This is a genomic window from Pseudomonas sp. UBA6562 (assembly GCF_002434265.1).
Lineage (GTDB): Bacteria > Pseudomonadota > Gammaproteobacteria > Pseudomonadales > Pseudomonadaceae > Aquipseudomonas.
This window is the reverse complement of the sequence record NZ_DJJS01000010.1, coordinates 170273-186186: the sequence shown is the minus strand read 5'-3', so window position 1 is coordinate 186186 and position 15914 is coordinate 170273. Positions and strand designations below refer to the sequence as shown.

Genomic DNA, 15914 nt, shown 5'->3' with positions numbered 1-15914 from the left:
CTCAGGGCGGCGTAGGGTACCAGCGCGGGGTATAGACCCATTGGCTGCCGTCGGCGCGCGGGAAAGTGCAGGTGGTCGAAGAGCCGACCAAGACCATGGTGCGCATGTCGACCATGTCGGGCGTCAATTCCCCCAGGCTCACCACCTTGAGGGTCGCGCCAGGCCGACCGACGTCACGCCCCAGCACCACGGGCGTCTCGCTCGCGCGGTGCCGGCGCACCACCTCCAGCGCCCGCCCCAGTTGATGCGGGCGCGACTTGGAGATCGGGTTGTAGAAGGCCAGCACCAGGTCGGCCTGGGCGGCGAGGTCGAGGCGGGTCTCGATGATCGACCAGGGCTTGAGGTTGTCCGACAGCGACATCACGCAGAAGTCGTGGCCCAACGGCGCACCGGCCCAGGCAGCCGTGGCCAGCGACGCCGACACGCCAGGCAGGATTTCCAGCTCGACCTGGTGCCAGCTCGGTTCGCTCGAAGCATGCAGCGCTTCGAGCACCGCAGCGGCCATGGCAAATACGCCAGGATCGCCCGAAGACACCACCACCACCGAACGACCCTGTGCGGCCAGCTCGAAGGCATGTCCGGCACGTTGCAGCTCTTCGCGGTTGTCGGTGCAGTGCAGGCGCTGGTCGTCGCGAAACGGGCCGGCCATGCGCACGTAGGTTTCGTAGCCGAGCACGTCTTGGGCGGCGGCCAGGGCCTGCTTCGCCGCCGGCACCATCAACTGCGCAGCACCGGGGCCCAGACCCACCACCGACAGACGACCCCGACGCATGCCGATCCGCTCGACCGCAAGCGGCGCCGGGGCTACGGCCACTTGTAACGATCCGATCTGCCGGCAGGCGGCTTCGGGCAGCGCGCTGGCCAGCCATTGCTCCAGGCCGTCGGCGCCTGCGGCAAAGCGCAGCGGTACCTGCAAAGCGTCGGCGGCGGCGTGCAGGGCCGGGTCGGCCATCTGCGCGTCTGCCGCCAGCAGACACGCCAGGGCAGGCTCTGCAACGCCTGCCATGTGCAAGGCATTGCGGACCTGCTCGACCAAATCGGCCGTATCCGCACCGACCGCCACCAGCACGCAGCGGCTGTGGATGGACAGTTCGTCGCGGCTGGCCGGCCGCGCCTGCCAACCGACGTGCAAGGTGCGCTGTCCTTGCTCGCTGCACGGAAGTTGCGCGGCATCGAGCCAGGGCGCCTGGCCCTCGATGCGCAGCTGTTCACCGGCGAGCAGATCGGAGACGAAGCGCTTGCCCTGCTCCAGGTCGGCCAGCACGTAGCCCGCCGGTGGGTTGAGCAGGCAGGTGCCGAAACGCAGCTCGCCGCTGGTGGTGATCGCCGCCTGCACCTGCAAGTGTGCGGCCAGCTCGCGGGCCATGCGGTTGACGCCGCTCAGGCCGCCGAGCAAGGGCACCACCGCGCTGCCGTCTTCGGCCAAGGCCAACACCGGCGGCTCGGCCTCCTTTTCGCCGAGCACACTGGCCAGGCTGCGGATGACGATGCCGGCGGCGCACAGAGCCAGGATCGGCGTGCCCTGCCGGTACAGCGCGCGCAGGTGCTCGCCGAACGATTCGAACAGTTGCTCGACACCGTCCACCCGCCCCTGCAAGCCGTGGATCGACGCCTGTGGATAACAGGTCTGCACGCGGCGCGCGGTCGCCAGGCTGCCTGGCCCGAGTACGACGATGGCCGGTGCCGTGAGGTTCAACCCTGCCATTTTTCCCCCGGCACGATGATCAGCGAGAAATACGGCGAGGACTGCGGGTCGACCTCGGCCAGCGGCACGATGCGCTGGTTGGCCATGGTCGCCCGCTCGACATACAGCGCACGGCCGTCCAGACCCAGCTCCACCAACACCTCGCGCACTTTCGGCAAGTTGCGGCCCAGCTTCATGATCACCGCCGCATCGGCGTCGGCCAGGCGTCGCTTCAGGGCCTCGGCCGGCAGCACGCCGGAGAGCACCGACAGGCTCTGGTTGCGGTACACCAGCGGCGCACCGAGCACCGACGCACCGCCGAGCATCGAGCACACGCCCGGAATCACCTGCGCCTCGTAGCGCTCGGCCAGGCGGTCGTGCAGGTACATGTAGGAGCCGTAGAAGAACGGGTCGCCTTCGCAGATCACCGCCACGTCGCGGCCGGCATCCAGGTGCGCGGCGACGTGCAGGCTGGCTTCGTCGTAGAAGTCGCTGATGATCCGCTCATAGGACAACGGCGCCGGCAGCGCTTCCGTCGTCACTGGGTACACCAGCGGCAGCAAGGTCTGCTGCGCCTGCAAGTGCCCTTCGATGATGCCGAAGGCGTTGCCGCGCTTGCCCTTGGCCACGAAGTACGCCACCACGGGCGCTTCGCGCAGCAGGCGCAGGGCCTTGACGGTGATCAGTTCCGGATCGCCGGGGCCGACGCCCAGGCCCAGCAAGCGTCCACGCGGCTGCATCATTCCACCTCCGTGGCCAGGGCGTTGACCGCCGCCGCCGCCATGGCGCTGCCGCCCAACCGCCCTTGCATGATCACGAACGGCACGCCGCGGCTGTCGGCGGCGAGCATGGCCTTGGACTCCGCCGCGCCGACGAAGCCGACCGGGAAGCCCAGGATCAGCGCGGGCTTGGGCGCGCCGGCGTCGAGCATCTCCAGCAGGTAGAACAACGCGGTGGGGGCGTTGCCGATCACCACCACGGCGCCCTCCAGGTGCGGCCGCCACAGCTCCAGCGCCACCGCCGAGCGGGTGTTGCCGGCAGTCTTGGCCAGGTCCGGCACGCTGGGGTCGCGCAGGGTACAGATGACCGGGTTGTTGGCCGGCAGGCGCGCACGGGTGATGCCTTCGGCGACCATGTGCGCGTCGCACAGGATCGGCGCCCCGCCCAGCAGCGCCTCGCGCCCGGCGCGGCCGGCACCCTCGGAGAATTGCAGGCCGTCGATGGCCTCGACCATGCCGCACGCGTGGATGACCCGCACGGCGAGCTTTTCCAGGTCGGCGGGGATGCGCTCCAGGCGGGCTTCCTCACGGATGATGCGGAAGGAATTGCGATAGATCTCCTGACCGTCGCGGATGTAGTCAATCATCAAGGTGCTCCGTCTGCAGGGCGAGCAAGGCGCCTGCGTCTTTCAAGGTAAGGTCGGACCCGCGCAGCAGGCCGAAGCCCGGCACATGCGGGTCGCGCAAGTAGAGGTCGTAGCGGCCCGGTGCGCGGGCCAGCAAGGTGGCCGGCGCCACGTGGGCGGCGGCGCAGGAGCGTGGGCAGCCGCTCAGGTGCACGCTGGCCGGTGCGCCGGGGCCGAGCAGGGCCGCCAGCGCGCGGGCGTCAGCCTTGGTGTCGGCCAGGGCCTTGGCGCAGCCGCTGTCGCCGGTACAGGCAATCAGCCGCGCCAGCGGTTGGTCGTCGGCGCAGAGCAGGCCTAGCGCGGCCAGTTCGGCCACGGCGGCGGGCTGCCACGCTTCGTCGAGATGGGGCAACACCAGGCTCTGCCAGGGGGTCAGGCGCAGGCTGCCGTCACCCCACTCACGGGCGATGCGGGCAACGCCGCGCAGCATCGCCGGGGTCAGCCGGCCCAGTGGCGGAGCGACGCCCAGGGCGCGGCCGCTCGACTGCGCCAGCCTGCCTAGCCAACTCACGGGCGTACGCGCGCGGCGCCAGCCCAGCACGGCGGGATCGCGGCGCAGGTCGAGGGCGAGGCTCTGCACGAAAGTGTCTGCCGGCATGCTTTCGAGCACCTGGCGCATACGCGATTGGTCGGCGCGGGCGTGCGCCAGGAAACCTTCGAGCACCGCGCGCACCAAGTCCAGACCCCGTTCCTGGCGAACGGCGCCGAGTACGGGACCGGCCGCGGGCGAGCTGGCCAAACCGAAGCCCAGCCAGGGCTCGCCGTCGAGCGTCAACGCCGACAGCCACAGGTCATGGGGATGGTCGAGCATCGCCAGTGCCTCGCCGCCGTCCAGTTGCACGGCGAACTTGGCCGACAGCTGATGGAACGCCGGGGTGTTTTCCAGCAGCGCCAGGATCTGCGCGGCCAGGGGCCGGGTGTCCAGCACACGCTGCGGATCGAGACCGGCCAGCGGGCTGAGCATCAGGTTGCGCACGTCGTCGCCGGCCGCCTCGCGGGGGCCGAGGCCGGCGTCGAGCAGATACCGGACCAGGGCCGCGTGTTCGTTACCGATGCCGCGAATCTGCAGATTGGCGCGGTTGGTCGCCTCGATCACGCCGCCCGCATAGCGCTCGGCAGCGTCGGCCACCGCTTCGGCCTGGGCAGCCGACAGCGCGCCGCCGGGCAGCTTGACGCGGCAGATGCCGCCGTCACGGGCGGCAACGATGCGCCACAACCCAGGGCAAGCCGAGGGGCGAGGCGAAATGTCGAGGGGCTGGGCCTGCTTCAAGGGGGTATCCGGCAATCGTCAAAGGGCGCTTCGGGGGAGAAGGCGCGGTATTATGCCTGCTTTGTCCGGCGGCATGAAAAGCCGGTGGTCGAGGGCCGTCGTCGGCGCGCCCGGCAACGACGGCGCACAGAGACTTCAGAGGACCCCATGACACCCTGGCTGACAGTAGTAGGCATTGGCGAAGACGGCTTCGGCGGCCTGGGCAAACAGGCCCGCCGCGCGCTGCTTGGTGCCCGGCAGATTTTCGGCGGCCCGCGGCAACTGGCGCTGCTGCCGCGCTGTGTGACCGGCCGGCAGGTGCCGTGGGGCAGCCCGTTTTCCCTGGCGCCAGTGCTGGCGCAGCGCGGCGAGCCGGTGTGCGTGCTGGCCAGCGGCGACCCGATGTTCTATGGCGTCGGCGCGAGCCTGGCGCGCCAGGTGCCTGCCGACGAGCTGCACGTGCTGTCGATGCCCTCTTCCTGCGCCCTGGCCGCGGCGCGCCTGGGCTGGCCCTTGCAGGAGGTGCAGGTGCTGTCGGTGGTGGCGCGGCCCCTGAGCGCGCTCAACGCCCATCTGTATAGCGGCGTGCGCCTGCTGGTGCTGAGCAACGACGGCGACAGCCCGGCGGCACTGGCCGCTCTGCTGACCGAACGCGGCTTCGGCCCGAGCCGCTTGCAGGTCTTCGAACACCTGGGCGGCCCCGACGAGCGCTGCCTGCGCGGTCGGGCCGACGCCTGGCCCCACGGCCCGCTGGCGCCGCTCAACCTGGTGGCCATCGAGTGCCTGGCCGGGCCGCAGGCTGTGCCCCTGTCACCCCTCGCCGGCCTGCCCGACCATGCCTTCCGCCACGACGGCCAACTGACCAAACGCGATGTGCGCGCCATGACCCTGGCACGTCTGGCGCCGCGCCCTGGCGAGCTGCTGTGGGACGTCGGCGCCGGCTGCGGCTCGATCGGCATCGAGTGGATGCGTGCCCATCCCAGCTGCCGCGCCCTGGCGATCGAGGCCGACGAAGGGCGCCAGGCATTCATCGAATTCAACCGCGAAGCGCTCGGCGTACCCGGCCTGCACCTGATACGCGGCAAAGCGCCCGACGCCCTGCACGGCCTGGAATCCCCCGACGCCGTGTTCATCGGCGGCGGCGTCACCCGCGAAGGGGTGCTGGAGCGCTGCTGGGCGGCGCTGCGCCCAGGCGGACGGCTGGTGGCCAATGCCGTGACCCTGCAAAGCGAACTGACCCTGGCGCACTTCCGTGAGCGCCATGGCGGCGACCTGACCCGCCTGCATGTGGCCCAGGCGCAACCCCTGGGCAGCTTCGACACCTGGCGCCAGGCGCTGCCGATCACCCTGCTCGAGGTGGTCAAGCCCGTCGATGCGTGAAGAAACCCGCGAAACCCCTGCCCCCCTGCGCAGCGGCCTGACCACCGGCAGTTGCGCCACCGCCACCAGCCTTGCCGCCGCGCGCCTGCTGCTCAGTGGCCAGGGCTGCGATGCCGTGCACATCACCCTGCCCAAGGGCAAGGTGGTGCAGATGCGCCTGGAGTTCTGCCGTGTCCAGGACGAGATGGCTGAAGCCGGGACCTTGAAGGATGCCGGCGACGACCCTGACGTGACCCACGGCGCCCTGCTCTATAGCCAGGTGCGCCTGCTCGACGCGCCCGGCGTGCGCTTCATTGCCGGCGAAGGCGTGGGCACGGTGACTCGCCCCGGCCTGGTGCTGGCGGTCGGGGAACCTGCGATCAACCCGGTGCCGCGGCGCATGATCAGCGAGCACCTGACGCAACTGGCGTGCGAACTGGGCTTTGCCGGCGGCTTCGAAGTCACGGTGAACGTGCGCAACGGCGCGCAGCTGGCGCTCAAGACCATGAACCCGCGGCTGGGCATTCTCGGCGGCCTGTCGATCCTGGGCACCAGCGGTATCGTCCGGCCGTTTTCCTGCGCCGCCTACATCGCGTCCATCCAGCAGGGCATCGACGTCGCCCACAGCAACGGTTATACGCACATCGCCGCCTGCACCGGCAACGCCAGCGAAGACACCATGCGCCGGGTCTACGACCTGCCCGACATCGCCCTGATCGAGATGGGCGACTTCGTCGGCGCGGTGCTCAAGCACCTGCGCCGGGTGCCCATGACGCGCCTGACCCTATGCGGCGGCTTCGGCAAGATCAGCAAGCTGGCCGCCGGGCACATGGACCTGCACAGCCGCCACTCCAGCATCGACCTGCCGCAACTGGCCGGCTGGGCCGCCGACCTCGGCGCCGACGCCGCGCTGCAACAGGCCATCCTTGGCGCCAACACCAGCCAGCAGGCTTTGGCCTTGAGCCATGCGGCCGGCATCGGCTTGGGCGATGCGGTGTGCGCCCACGCCCTGGCCTTCGCCCGCAGCGTGGTGCCGGCCCACGTGCAGGTGGAGGTGTTCGCCATCGACCGCCAAGGCGGCATCGTCGGCACGGCGGGGCGCCCATGAACCCGCGCATCCTGTTGTTGGGCGGCGTCACCGAGGCGCTGGCCATCGCCCGCCGCCTGGGGCCCGAACATGTCTACAGCCTGGCCGGCATCGGCCGGGTGCCGCACGACCTGGACTGCCAGGTGCGCGTGGGCGGCTATGGCGGTGCCGAGGGGTTGGCGCGCTACCTGCGCGAGGCGGGCATCACGCTGCTGATCGACGCCACCCATCCCTACGCCGCACAGATCAGCGCCAACGCCGCGCAGGCTGCGCGCAGCGCCGGCGTGGCCTGCTGGGCGCTACGTCGGCCCGCCTGGCAGGCCCAGCCTGGCGACGACTGGCGCGAGGTCGCCGACTGGCCTGAACTGATCGCCGCACTCGAACCCTTCGCACGGCCCTTGTTCACCCTGGGCCGCGAACCGCTGGCGCACCTGGACGAAATCCCTGCGCGGCAATTCTGGACCTTGCGCGCCCTGGAGGCGTACCCGGGCAACGATCGTTGTGAAGTGATCGGCGCGCGCGGCCCGTTCTTGCTGGACGACGAGCGCGCGCTGTTCGCCCGGCGCCGGATCGATGTGCTGGTGAGCAAGAACAGCGGCAGCGTTGCCACCGAACCCAAGCTGGAAGTGGCGCGCGAGCGGGGCATCCCGGTGCTGGTGCTCAAGCGCCCACCGCTGCCGGCAGCGGACCGCGAATTCTTCGACGTGGCGTCGCTGTTGGCGGCATTGGCGCGCTGATCGCCTGACTGGGATAGGGTTGATGTCCTACAGCGACGTCCTACAGTGGCGACGACGTTTCCTGCATCGTTTCAGCCATCGAGCCAATGGCGGCTGGTCCTGCCACTGCCGTAAACTGCGCACTCCCTTTCTGGAAGGCCACCCATATGGACATGCAATGGTGGATCTGGCTCGTTTTCGGCGTGGCCCTGATCCTGCTCGAACTGCTCCTGCCCACCTTCTTCATTCTCTGGTTCGGCATCGGCGCCGTGCTGGTCGCCCTGGCCGCCCTCGTCGTCCCCAGCCTGCACCTGGATATGCAGGTGCTGTTGTGGGTGCTGTTCTCGTCGGTCACCACCCTGCTCTGGTTCAAGATATTCCGCCGCAAGAAACCCGACGTGCGTTGGACCGCCGACAGCGTGATCGGCGAAGTCGGCCTGCTGACCGTCGCCGTCTCGGAGTTCCAGAAAGGCCGCGTGCGCTTTCAGAAGCCGATCCTGGGCAGCGAAGAATGGATCTGCGTCGCCGACAGCGAAATCGCCGTCGGCGAGCGCGTACGCCTGACCGCCATCGAAGGCAATACCGCCCGCATCAGCCGGGCCTGAATCCGTAGCAAAAGGACGCCACCAATGACTAGTCTGATTGTCGCCATCACGTTCGCTCTGTTCGTTCTGATCACCGTGTTCAAGGGGGTGCGCATCGTGCCCCAGGGCGAGGAGTGGATCGTCGAGCGCCTGGGTCGCTACCACAGCACCCTCAAACCCGGCCTGAACATCCTCATTCCCTACATGGACGTGGTCGCCTACCGCCTGCCGACCAAAGACATCATCCTCGATGTGCAGCAACAGGAAATCATCACCCGCGACAACGCGGTGATCGTCGCCAACGCGCTGTGCTTCGCTAAGGTCGTCGACCCGCAGAAAGCCTCCTACGGCGTGCAGGACTTCTCCTTCGCCGTCACCAGCCTGACCATGACCTCCCTGCGCGCCATCATCGGCGCCATGGACCTGGACGAAGCGCTGTCCAGCCGCGAGCAGATCAAGGCACGCCTGCGCGAGGCGATGTCGGAGCAGACCGAAGACTGGGGCGTGACCGTGCGCTCGGTGGAAATCCAGGACATCAAGCCGTCACAGAACATGCAGCTGGCCATGGAGCGCCAGGCCGCCGCCGAGCGTGAACGTAAAGCCGACGTGACCCGCGCCGAAGGCGCCAAGCAGGCGGCGATCCTCGAAGCCCAGGCGCGCCAGCAGTCGGCCAAGCTGGACGCCGAAGCGCAGATCAACCTGGCCGAAGCCTCGGCGCGGGCCATCACCCTGGTGCGCGACGCCGTAGGTAACGAAACCACGCCGGCCATGTACCTGCTGGGCGAGCGCTACATCGGCGCGATGGAAACTCTGGCCGCCAGCAGCAACGCCAAGATCGTCGTACTGCCGGCCGACCTGCAGGAGACCGTACGCGGCCTGATGGGGCGCAAGGCCTGAGGCCACTCACACTCGGTCAGGTATCCATGCGCCAGGTAAGGGCGCCGCTGCGGCACATCACCGCACCCGGCGATATTTCCCTATACTGCGCCGTACAATACGCCACTGATTCCTGACCGGATCTCTCCATGCCCCCACGTCGCCACATCGCCTGGATCGCCTGCCTGGCAGTGCTGTTCAATATGCTGGCCATGCCACTGTCCGCCGCCACGCCCAAAAGCTCGGCGGACCGGCTGCTGTGGGGTGCGTTCTGTTCCAGCGCCGGCAAGGCGCTGGTCGAAGTGCAAGGGCTGGCCAAGATCGACCTTGGCCAGCCCCACGACGAACACTCCAACATGCAGCACTGCTGGTGCTGTTCGGGCGCGGCGCCACTGCTGGCCCTGGGCGGCCAGCCGCTGCACGTGCGCCACCCGCCGCAGCGCCTCCTCGGCGCGCTCGAAGAACACCCCACCTATCGACCCACACCGCGCCAGCTCTGGCCCGGCATCAATCCCCGCGCCTCCCCTGTCGCTTGAGTGCTCCAGCGCCACCTGCCCGAACCTCAATCGATCGGAGCTCCACCATGCTCAAGCAAGCCCTCGTCGTGGCCGCCCTGCTGCTGCCCGGCGTCTTCGCCAGTGCCCATGAATACACCATTGGCGACCTGCACATCGCCCATCCTTGGTCCCTGGCCCTGCCGCCCAACGCGCCGAACGTGGCGGCCTATTTCGTGGTGCACAACAACGGCAAGCGCGACGACCGGCTGCTGTCGGTGGACACACCCATCAGCGGCCAAGCGCAGTTGCACGAGCACGTGCAATCGGGCAGCGGCGCGATGCGCATGCAGCAGGTCGCAAGCGTCGCCGTGCCGGCCGGCCAGGACTTGGTCTTCGCCCCCAGCGCCTACCACGTGATGATCCTGCAACCCAGCGAGCGCAGCCTGCTCGTCGCCGGCCAGCGCTTCCCGCTGACGCTGCACTTCGAGCGTGCCGGTGACGTCACCGTACAAGTCGCCGTGCAGCAGCAGGCGCCGGCCACGCAACAAGGCCACGACCACGCCCACTGATCGCTAGCTCGCGCCCTCCATGAGCCTTTTGCGCCACAGGCCCCGCCGTACCACCCGCCCTGCCCGCAGGCGCGTCGGTGGCAGTTGGCTGAGCCTGTTCGCCATGTGGATGATCTTCATCGGCCCGCTGGTTTCCCAGTCGATGCCGATGAACCATCGCGCCGGCATGGCCATGCCGATGCCGGCACACATGGCCATGGACATGCCTGTGGCCGAGCAAGCCGCCGGGGCCGACCATGGCGCCCATGCCAGCCACGGCACGGGCAACGACGGCCACCTGCACGTGCTGTGGGAGCAGTGCGGCTATTGCAGCCTGCTGTTCAACTGCCCGGCCCTGCCGCAGACCCTCAGCCCCCTCACCTTCAGCCACGTACCCGCACCCCTGCACGTGGCGGCGCCCGTGCGCAGCGGGCATGGCCGCCAGGCCGTGTTCCCCGGCGCACGCAGCCGCGCGCCGCCCAGCCTGTCGATCGTCTGACGCCTCTACCGCCGAAGCCCTGTGCTTCGCGCCCACTGCTGACTGATCGACTGGAATCCTTATGTCTGGCTGTATCCCCGTTTCCGCCTTGTCCCTGCGCGGCAGCATCGCCCTGCTCTGCGGCTCGCTCATCGCGCCCATGGCCCTGGCCGCCGACCTTGCGCCCGCTCCCTCCGCCGTCGACGGCGAACTGAGCCCCACGGTCATCACCGCCGTGGCGCCCAGCTCGCCGCTGACCGTCACCACCAACCCCAAGGACCCTCGCCAACCGGTGCCGGCCAGCGACGGCGCCGACTACCTGAAAACCATCCCCGGCTTTTCCGCCATCCGCGCCGGCGGTACCAACGGCGACCCGGTGCTGCGTGGCATGTTCGGTTCGCGCCTGAACATCCTCACCAACGGCGGCCTGATGCTCGGCGCCTGCCCCAACCGGATGGACGCGCCCACCTCCTACATCGCCCCGGAAACCTACGACCGTTTGACCGTCATCAAAGGCCCGCAGAGCGTGATCTGGGGCCCGGGCGGCTCGGCCGGCACGGTGCTGTTCGAGCGTGAACCGGAACACTTCGGTACGCTCGGCAGCCGCGTCAATGCCAGCCTGCTGGCCGGCTCCAACGGCCGTTTCGACAAAGTGCTGGATGCCGCCGCCGGCAATGGCGAGGGCTACGCGCGCTTCGTCGGCAACCAATCGCGCGCCGGCGATTACGACGACGGTCATGGCGACCGCGTGCCGTCGCGCTGGGACAAGTGGAACGGCGATGTCGCCCTGGGCTGGACGCCCGACGCCGACACCCTGCTGGAGCTGACTGCCGGCAAGGGCGACGGCGAGTCGCGCTATGCCGGACGCGGCATGGACGGTTCGCAATTCAAGCGCGAGAGCCTGGGCCTGCGCTTCGAGAAATCCAACCTCGGCGGCGTACTCGACAAGCTCGAAGCCCAGGCCTACTACAACTACGCAGACCACGTGATGGACAACTACAGCCTGCGCCGCCCCTCGGGCAGCGGCATGATGGGCATGCCCATGGTCAGCAACGTCGACCGCCGCACCTTGGGCGGGCGGGTAAAGGCCACCTGGCGCTGGGAGGATGTGCAGCTGATCGGCGGCCTGGACGCGCAGACCAACGAGCACCGCAAGCGGGGCGGCATGGGCATCGATGCGCACAAGGCCCAGCCCTGGACCAAGGACGCCGACTTCCATAACTACGGCGCTTTCGGCGAAATGACCTGGTACGCCAGCGGCGACGACCGGTTGATCGGCGGCGCACGCCTGGACCGCGCCTCGGCCAAGGACTACCGCCAAGGCCTGGCCACCCGCGGCGACACCCGCGCCGACACCCTGCCCAGCGGCTTCGTGCGCTACGAACACGACCTGGCCGCGCTGAACGCCACCACCTACATCGGCCTGGGCCATGCCCAGCGTTTCCCGGACTATTGGGAGCTGTTCTCGCCGAAGATGGGCCCGCAGGGCTCGGTCAACGCCTTCGACGCCATCAAACCGGAAAAGACCACCCAGCTCGACGCCGGCATCCAGTACCGCGGCGAGCGCCTGGAAGCCTGGGCATCGGCCTATGCGGGCCAGGTGCGCGACTACATCCTGTTCGACTACGCCGGTGCCATGATGGGTGCCAGCCAGGCGCGCAATGTCGACGCCCGCATCATGGGCGGCGAGCTGGGCGCGGCCTACGCCCTGACCGAACGCTGGAAAGCCGACGCCACCCTGGCCTACGCCTGGGGCAAGAACAGCAGCGACGGTCGCGCCCTGCCGCAGATGCCGCCCCTGGAAAGCCGCCTGGGCCTGACCTACAGCCACGACCGCTGGAGCGTCGGCAGCCTCTGGCGCCTGGCCTCGGCGCAGCACCGCGTGGCCCTGAACCAGGGCAACGTGGTCGGCAAGGACTACGACCAAAGCGCCGGTTTCGGTGTGTTCTCGGTCAACGGTGCCTACAAGGTCAACGCCAACCTCAAGCTCAGCGCCGGGGTGGACAACCTGTTCGACAAGGCCTATTCCGAGCACCTGAACCTGGCCGGCAACGCCGGCTTCGGCTACCCGGCGCTGGACCCGCAAGCGGTGAACGAGCCGGGACGAACGCTGTGGACCAAGGTCGATATCAGCTTCTGACGGTGATTGCTTCGGTAGATCAAAACAACAAGGGCGCGGCTCGAACCGCGTCCCTTATCTGACCTATGCGTTGGGATGCGCATGGAGCGCGTTGGCGCAAAGGCCCGGACATCCCGGGCCCCGCGCCAACGCCCACATGCCCATCTTTGGAGGTTCTCTTGCGTGCACCCCGTACATCCTTCTATTCCCTGGCCTGGCGCTGGCATTTCTACGCCGGGCTGTTCGTCGCGCCCTTCATGATCCTGCTGGCGCTGACCGGCATCGTCTACCTGTTCAAACCCCAGCTCGACCCATTGATGTACCGCTCGTTGCTGGTGGTGCAGGCCGAGCCTCACCGCCAGGACGCCGACCAGCTGCTGGCCGCCGTGCACCAGGCCTACCCCAAGGCCCACGTCGCCCAATACCTGCCGCCGCCTGCCGCCGACCGCAGCGCGCAGTTCGTGGTGCACGACGCCGGCCGCGAGCTGAACGTGTTCGTCGACCCCTACCGCGCCGCAGTGCTGGGCGAGCAGGACGGCAAGCGCAACCTGCAGGCCATCGCTCGGGCGCTGCACAGCGAACTGATGATCGGCACCCTGGGTGACCGTCTGATCGAAATGGCCGCCGGTTGGGGCATCGTGCTGGTGGTCTCGGGCCTGTACCTGTGGTGGCCGCGCGGGCGGCGTGGCGGCGTGCTGTGGCTGCGCAAGGCCGCCACGGGGCGCCTGTGGTGGCGCGATCTGCATGCGGTCAGCGGCTTCTGGGGCGCCGGCCTGCTGCTGGTGATGCTGCTCAGCGGCATGACCTGGACCGGGTTCTGGGGCAAGCAGTACGCCGAGCTGTGGAACCGCTTTCCGGCCGCCATGTGGACCGACGTGCCGCAGTCCACCCGCCAGGCCGGCGAGCTGAACCAGGCCCATCGCCAGACCGTGCCCTGGGCGGTGGAAAACACCCCCATGCCGCAGTCGGGTGCCCACGCCGAACATGCCGGCCACCACATGATGTCCAGCGGCCCTGCCGCGCCGCAGGTCAGCCTGCAGCAGGTCGAGGACATCGCCACGGCCAAGCGTGTGGCACCCGGCTACAGCATCACCCTGCCCACCGGTGCCGAAGGCGTGTTCACCGTGGCGGTGTTCGCCGACGATCCGCGCAACGACGCGACCCTGCACATCGACCAATACGACGGCCGCGTCCTGGCCGACGTCGGCTGGCGCGACTACAACACCGCCGCCCGCGCCACCGAACTGGGCGTGAAGCTGCACGAAGGCATGATGTTCGGCGCGGCCAACCAGATCGTCGTGCTGCTGGTGTGCCTGATGATCCTGCTGGGCTCGATCAGCGGCCTGGTGATGTGGTGGAAGCGCCGTCCGAGCCGGGGCCTGGGCGTGCCGCCGCTGCGCCACGACCTGCCGCGGTGGAAGGTCGCGGTGGCGGTGATGCTGGTGCTGGGCGTGGTGTTTCCGTTGGTGGGGGTGTCGATGCTGGTGTTGTGGGTGGTCGACAGCCTGGTGGTACGGCGGCAGCGGGCCGTCGGCGCTTAAGCTGACTGTGGGATACGCCTGCGCCTGGGCGGACAACGTCACTGGCGCAGGCTGTGACGCACCATCAGCCTGCGGCACACCGTCGAGAACTGGGCACCGTGGGCGGTCGACAGCCTGGTATTGCGTCGTCGGCACGCAATCGGCGCCCTGCCCCTGCCGATGCGGGCAATGCTACCGGCGCAAGCTGTGGCGCTCAGGCCGGTGGCGTTGACCGTCGTCAATAGGACGGTTCGGCAAACCCCTGCTGCGCATTCCTCGTGTCGATCTGTCGCGCTACGCCGGGTGGAGGCCGTGGTAGCCTACGCGGCTACGTCTCCTCAGAGGACGGCCCCTAATGGAATGCAGACCATGACCCGGACCACCCAAGCTCCGCCCGATGACCAGCACCTGCAACGCAACCTGAACAACCGCCACATCCAGCTCATCGCCATTGGCGGTGCCATCGGCACCGGCCTGTTCATGGGCTCGGGCAAGACCATCAGCCTTGCCGGCCCGTCGATCATCTTCGTCTACATGATCATCGGCTTCATGCTGTTCTTCGTCATGCGGGCGATGGGCGAGCTGCTGCTGTCGAACCTCAACTACAAGTCCTTCATCGACTTTTCCGCCGACCTGCTCGGCCCCTGGGCCGGCTACTTCACCGGCTGGACCTACTGGTTCTGCTGGGTGATCACCGGCATCGCCGACGTCATCGCCATCGCTGCCTATTCGCAGTTCTGGTTCCCCGACCTGCCGCAGTGGATACCGGCGCTGACCTGCGTGGCGGTGCTGCTGTCGCTGAACCTGGTGACGGTGAAGATGTTCGGCGAAACCGAGTTCTGGTTCGCCATGATCAAGATCGTCGCCATTCTCGGTCTGGTCGCCACCGGCCTGTACATGGTGGTCACCGGCTTCGAGTCGCCCAGCGGGCGCACCGCGCAACTGGCCAACCTGTGGAACGACGAGGGCATGTTCCCCCATGGCCTGATGGGCTTCTTCGCCGGTTTCCAGATCGCCGTGTTCGCCTTCGTCGGCATCGAACTGGTGGGCACCACCGCCGCCGAAGCGAAGAACCCCGAGCGCACCCTGCCGCGGGCGATCAACTCGATTCCGATCCGCATCATCGTGTTCTACGTGCTGGCGCTGATCGCCATCATGGCCGTGACGCCATGGCGCGACGTGGTGCCGGGCAAGAGCCCGTTCGTCGAGCTGTTCGTGCTGGCCGGCCTGCCGGCGGCGGCGAGCATCATCAACTTCGTGGTGCTGACCTCGGCGGCCTCCTCGGCCAACAGCGGCGTGTTCTCCACCAGCCGCATGCTCTACGGCCTGGCCCAGGAAGGCGACGCGCCAAAAGCCTTCGAAAAACTCTCGCGCCGCGCCGTGCCCGCCAACGGTCTGCTGTTCTCGTGCATCTGCCTGATGCTGGGCGCGGTGATGATCTATCTGGTGCCGGACGTGGTCGAGGCCTTCACTCTGGTCACCACCGTGTCGGCGGTGCTGTTCATGTTCGTCTGGACGCTGATCCTGCTGTCGTACCTGACCTACCGCAAACGCCGCGCGGCCTTGCACCAGGCGTCGAAGTACAAGATGCCGGGGGGCCGGGCGATGTGCTATGTGTGCCTGGCGTTCTTCGCCTTCATCCTGGTGCTGCTGAGCCTGGAGGCCGACACCCGTTCGGCGCTGGTAGTGACGCCGATCTGGTTCGTGGTGTTGGCGGTGACGTATCGGTTCGTGCGCAGCAAGCGGCAATTGCGCCGCTGAGCGCAGGGCGATGAGGGCGCACTTCAGACAT

Annotated in this window: 15 protein-coding genes; 11 read left to right on the top strand and 4 right to left on the bottom strand. The window is 68.5% G+C overall.

Going from position 1 to position 15914, the window contains the following annotated elements:
* Position 1 precedes the first annotated feature (1 nt).
* Genes cobJ through cobG form a run of 4 tightly spaced genes read right to left on the bottom strand, consistent with a single transcriptional unit; the run spans position 2 to position 4374 of the window.
* Positions 2–1705 carry a precorrin-3B C(17)-methyltransferase gene (cobJ, locus tag B4M43_RS20770; RefSeq protein ID WP_296269337.1) on the bottom strand — a complete coding sequence of 568 codons (1704 nt, stop codon included), beginning with the start codon at positions 1703–1705 and terminating at the stop codon, positions 2–4.
* Positions 1693–2424 (bottom strand): precorrin-2 C(20)-methyltransferase, encoded by a 732-nt coding sequence (locus B4M43_RS20765; RefSeq protein ID WP_296269392.1) that lies wholly within the window; start codon positions 2422–2424, stop codon positions 1693–1695. Before B4M43_RS20765 ends, cobJ begins: the two co-directional genes overlap by 13 nt.
* Positions 2424–3050: a precorrin-8X methylmutase gene (locus B4M43_RS20760; protein ID WP_296269336.1), complete on the bottom strand. Its 627-nt coding sequence runs from the start codon at positions 3048–3050 to the stop codon at positions 2424–2426. The genes B4M43_RS20765 and B4M43_RS20760 overlap by 1 nt, the downstream gene beginning before the upstream one ends.
* A complete protein-coding gene (cobG, locus tag B4M43_RS20755) occupies positions 3043–4374 on the bottom strand; it encodes a precorrin-3B synthase (RefSeq protein ID WP_296269335.1) in 1332 nt (443 codons plus the stop codon). Before cobG ends, B4M43_RS20760 begins: the two co-directional genes overlap by 8 nt.
* A gap of 132 nt (positions 4375–4506) precedes the next feature.
* Between cobG and cbiE the strand changes: the two genes are divergently transcribed.
* From cbiE to cycA, 11 genes are all read left to right on the top strand, one after another.
* Positions 4507–5718: a precorrin-6y C5,15-methyltransferase (decarboxylating) subunit CbiE gene (cbiE, locus tag B4M43_RS20750; protein WP_296269334.1), complete on the top strand. Its 1212-nt coding sequence runs from the start codon at positions 4507–4509 to the stop codon at positions 5716–5718.
* Positions 5711–6805, top strand: a complete 1095-nt coding sequence (locus B4M43_RS20745; protein ID WP_296269333.1) for a cobalt-precorrin-5B (C(1))-methyltransferase — start codon at positions 5711–5713, stop codon at positions 6803–6805. The genes cbiE and B4M43_RS20745 overlap by 8 nt, the downstream gene beginning before the upstream one ends.
* Positions 6802–7521 (top strand): cobalt-precorrin-6A reductase, encoded by a 720-nt coding sequence (locus B4M43_RS20740; protein ID WP_296269332.1) that lies wholly within the window; start codon positions 6802–6804, stop codon positions 7519–7521. Before B4M43_RS20745 ends, B4M43_RS20740 begins: the two co-directional genes overlap by 4 nt.
* Before the next feature lie 146 nt (positions 7522–7667).
* Entirely contained in the window at positions 7668–8105 is a 438-nt protein-coding gene (locus B4M43_RS20735) for an NfeD family protein (protein WP_296269331.1), read from the top strand.
* 24 nt (positions 8106–8129) lie between these two features.
* Positions 8130–8981 (top strand): SPFH domain-containing protein, encoded by an 852-nt coding sequence (locus B4M43_RS20730; RefSeq protein ID WP_296269330.1) that lies wholly within the window; start codon positions 8130–8132, stop codon positions 8979–8981.
* A 128-nt stretch (positions 8982–9109) separates the two neighbouring features.
* On the top strand, positions 9110–9496 hold the full coding sequence (locus tag B4M43_RS20725) for a DUF2946 domain-containing protein (RefSeq protein WP_296269329.1): 387 nt from the start codon (positions 9110–9112) through the stop codon (positions 9494–9496).
* A gap of 47 nt (positions 9497–9543) precedes the next feature.
* Positions 9544–10026, top strand: coding sequence for a copper chaperone PCu(A)C (locus B4M43_RS20720; protein ID WP_296269328.1), 483 nt, complete (start codon positions 9544–9546; stop codon positions 10024–10026).
* A gap of 19 nt (positions 10027–10045) precedes the next feature.
* Positions 10046–10504, top strand: a complete 459-nt coding sequence (locus B4M43_RS20715; RefSeq protein WP_296269327.1) for a DUF2946 domain-containing protein — start codon at positions 10046–10048, stop codon at positions 10502–10504.
* Positions 10505–10565: 61 nt separating this feature from the next.
* Entirely contained in the window at positions 10566–12623 is a 2058-nt protein-coding gene (locus tag B4M43_RS20710) for a TonB-dependent copper receptor (RefSeq protein WP_296269326.1), read from the top strand.
* A gap of 158 nt (positions 12624–12781) precedes the next feature.
* The gene (locus tag B4M43_RS20705) at positions 12782–14143 is read left to right on the top strand and encodes a PepSY-associated TM helix domain-containing protein (RefSeq protein WP_296269325.1); all 1362 of its coding nucleotides are present in this window, start codon (positions 12782–12784) and stop codon (positions 14141–14143) included.
* A gap of 348 nt (positions 14144–14491) precedes the next feature.
* On the top strand, positions 14492–15883 hold the full coding sequence (cycA, locus tag B4M43_RS20700; protein ID WP_296269324.1) for a D-serine/D-alanine/glycine transporter: 1392 nt from the start codon (positions 14492–14494) through the stop codon (positions 15881–15883).
* Positions 15884–15914: the final 31 nt, after the last annotated feature.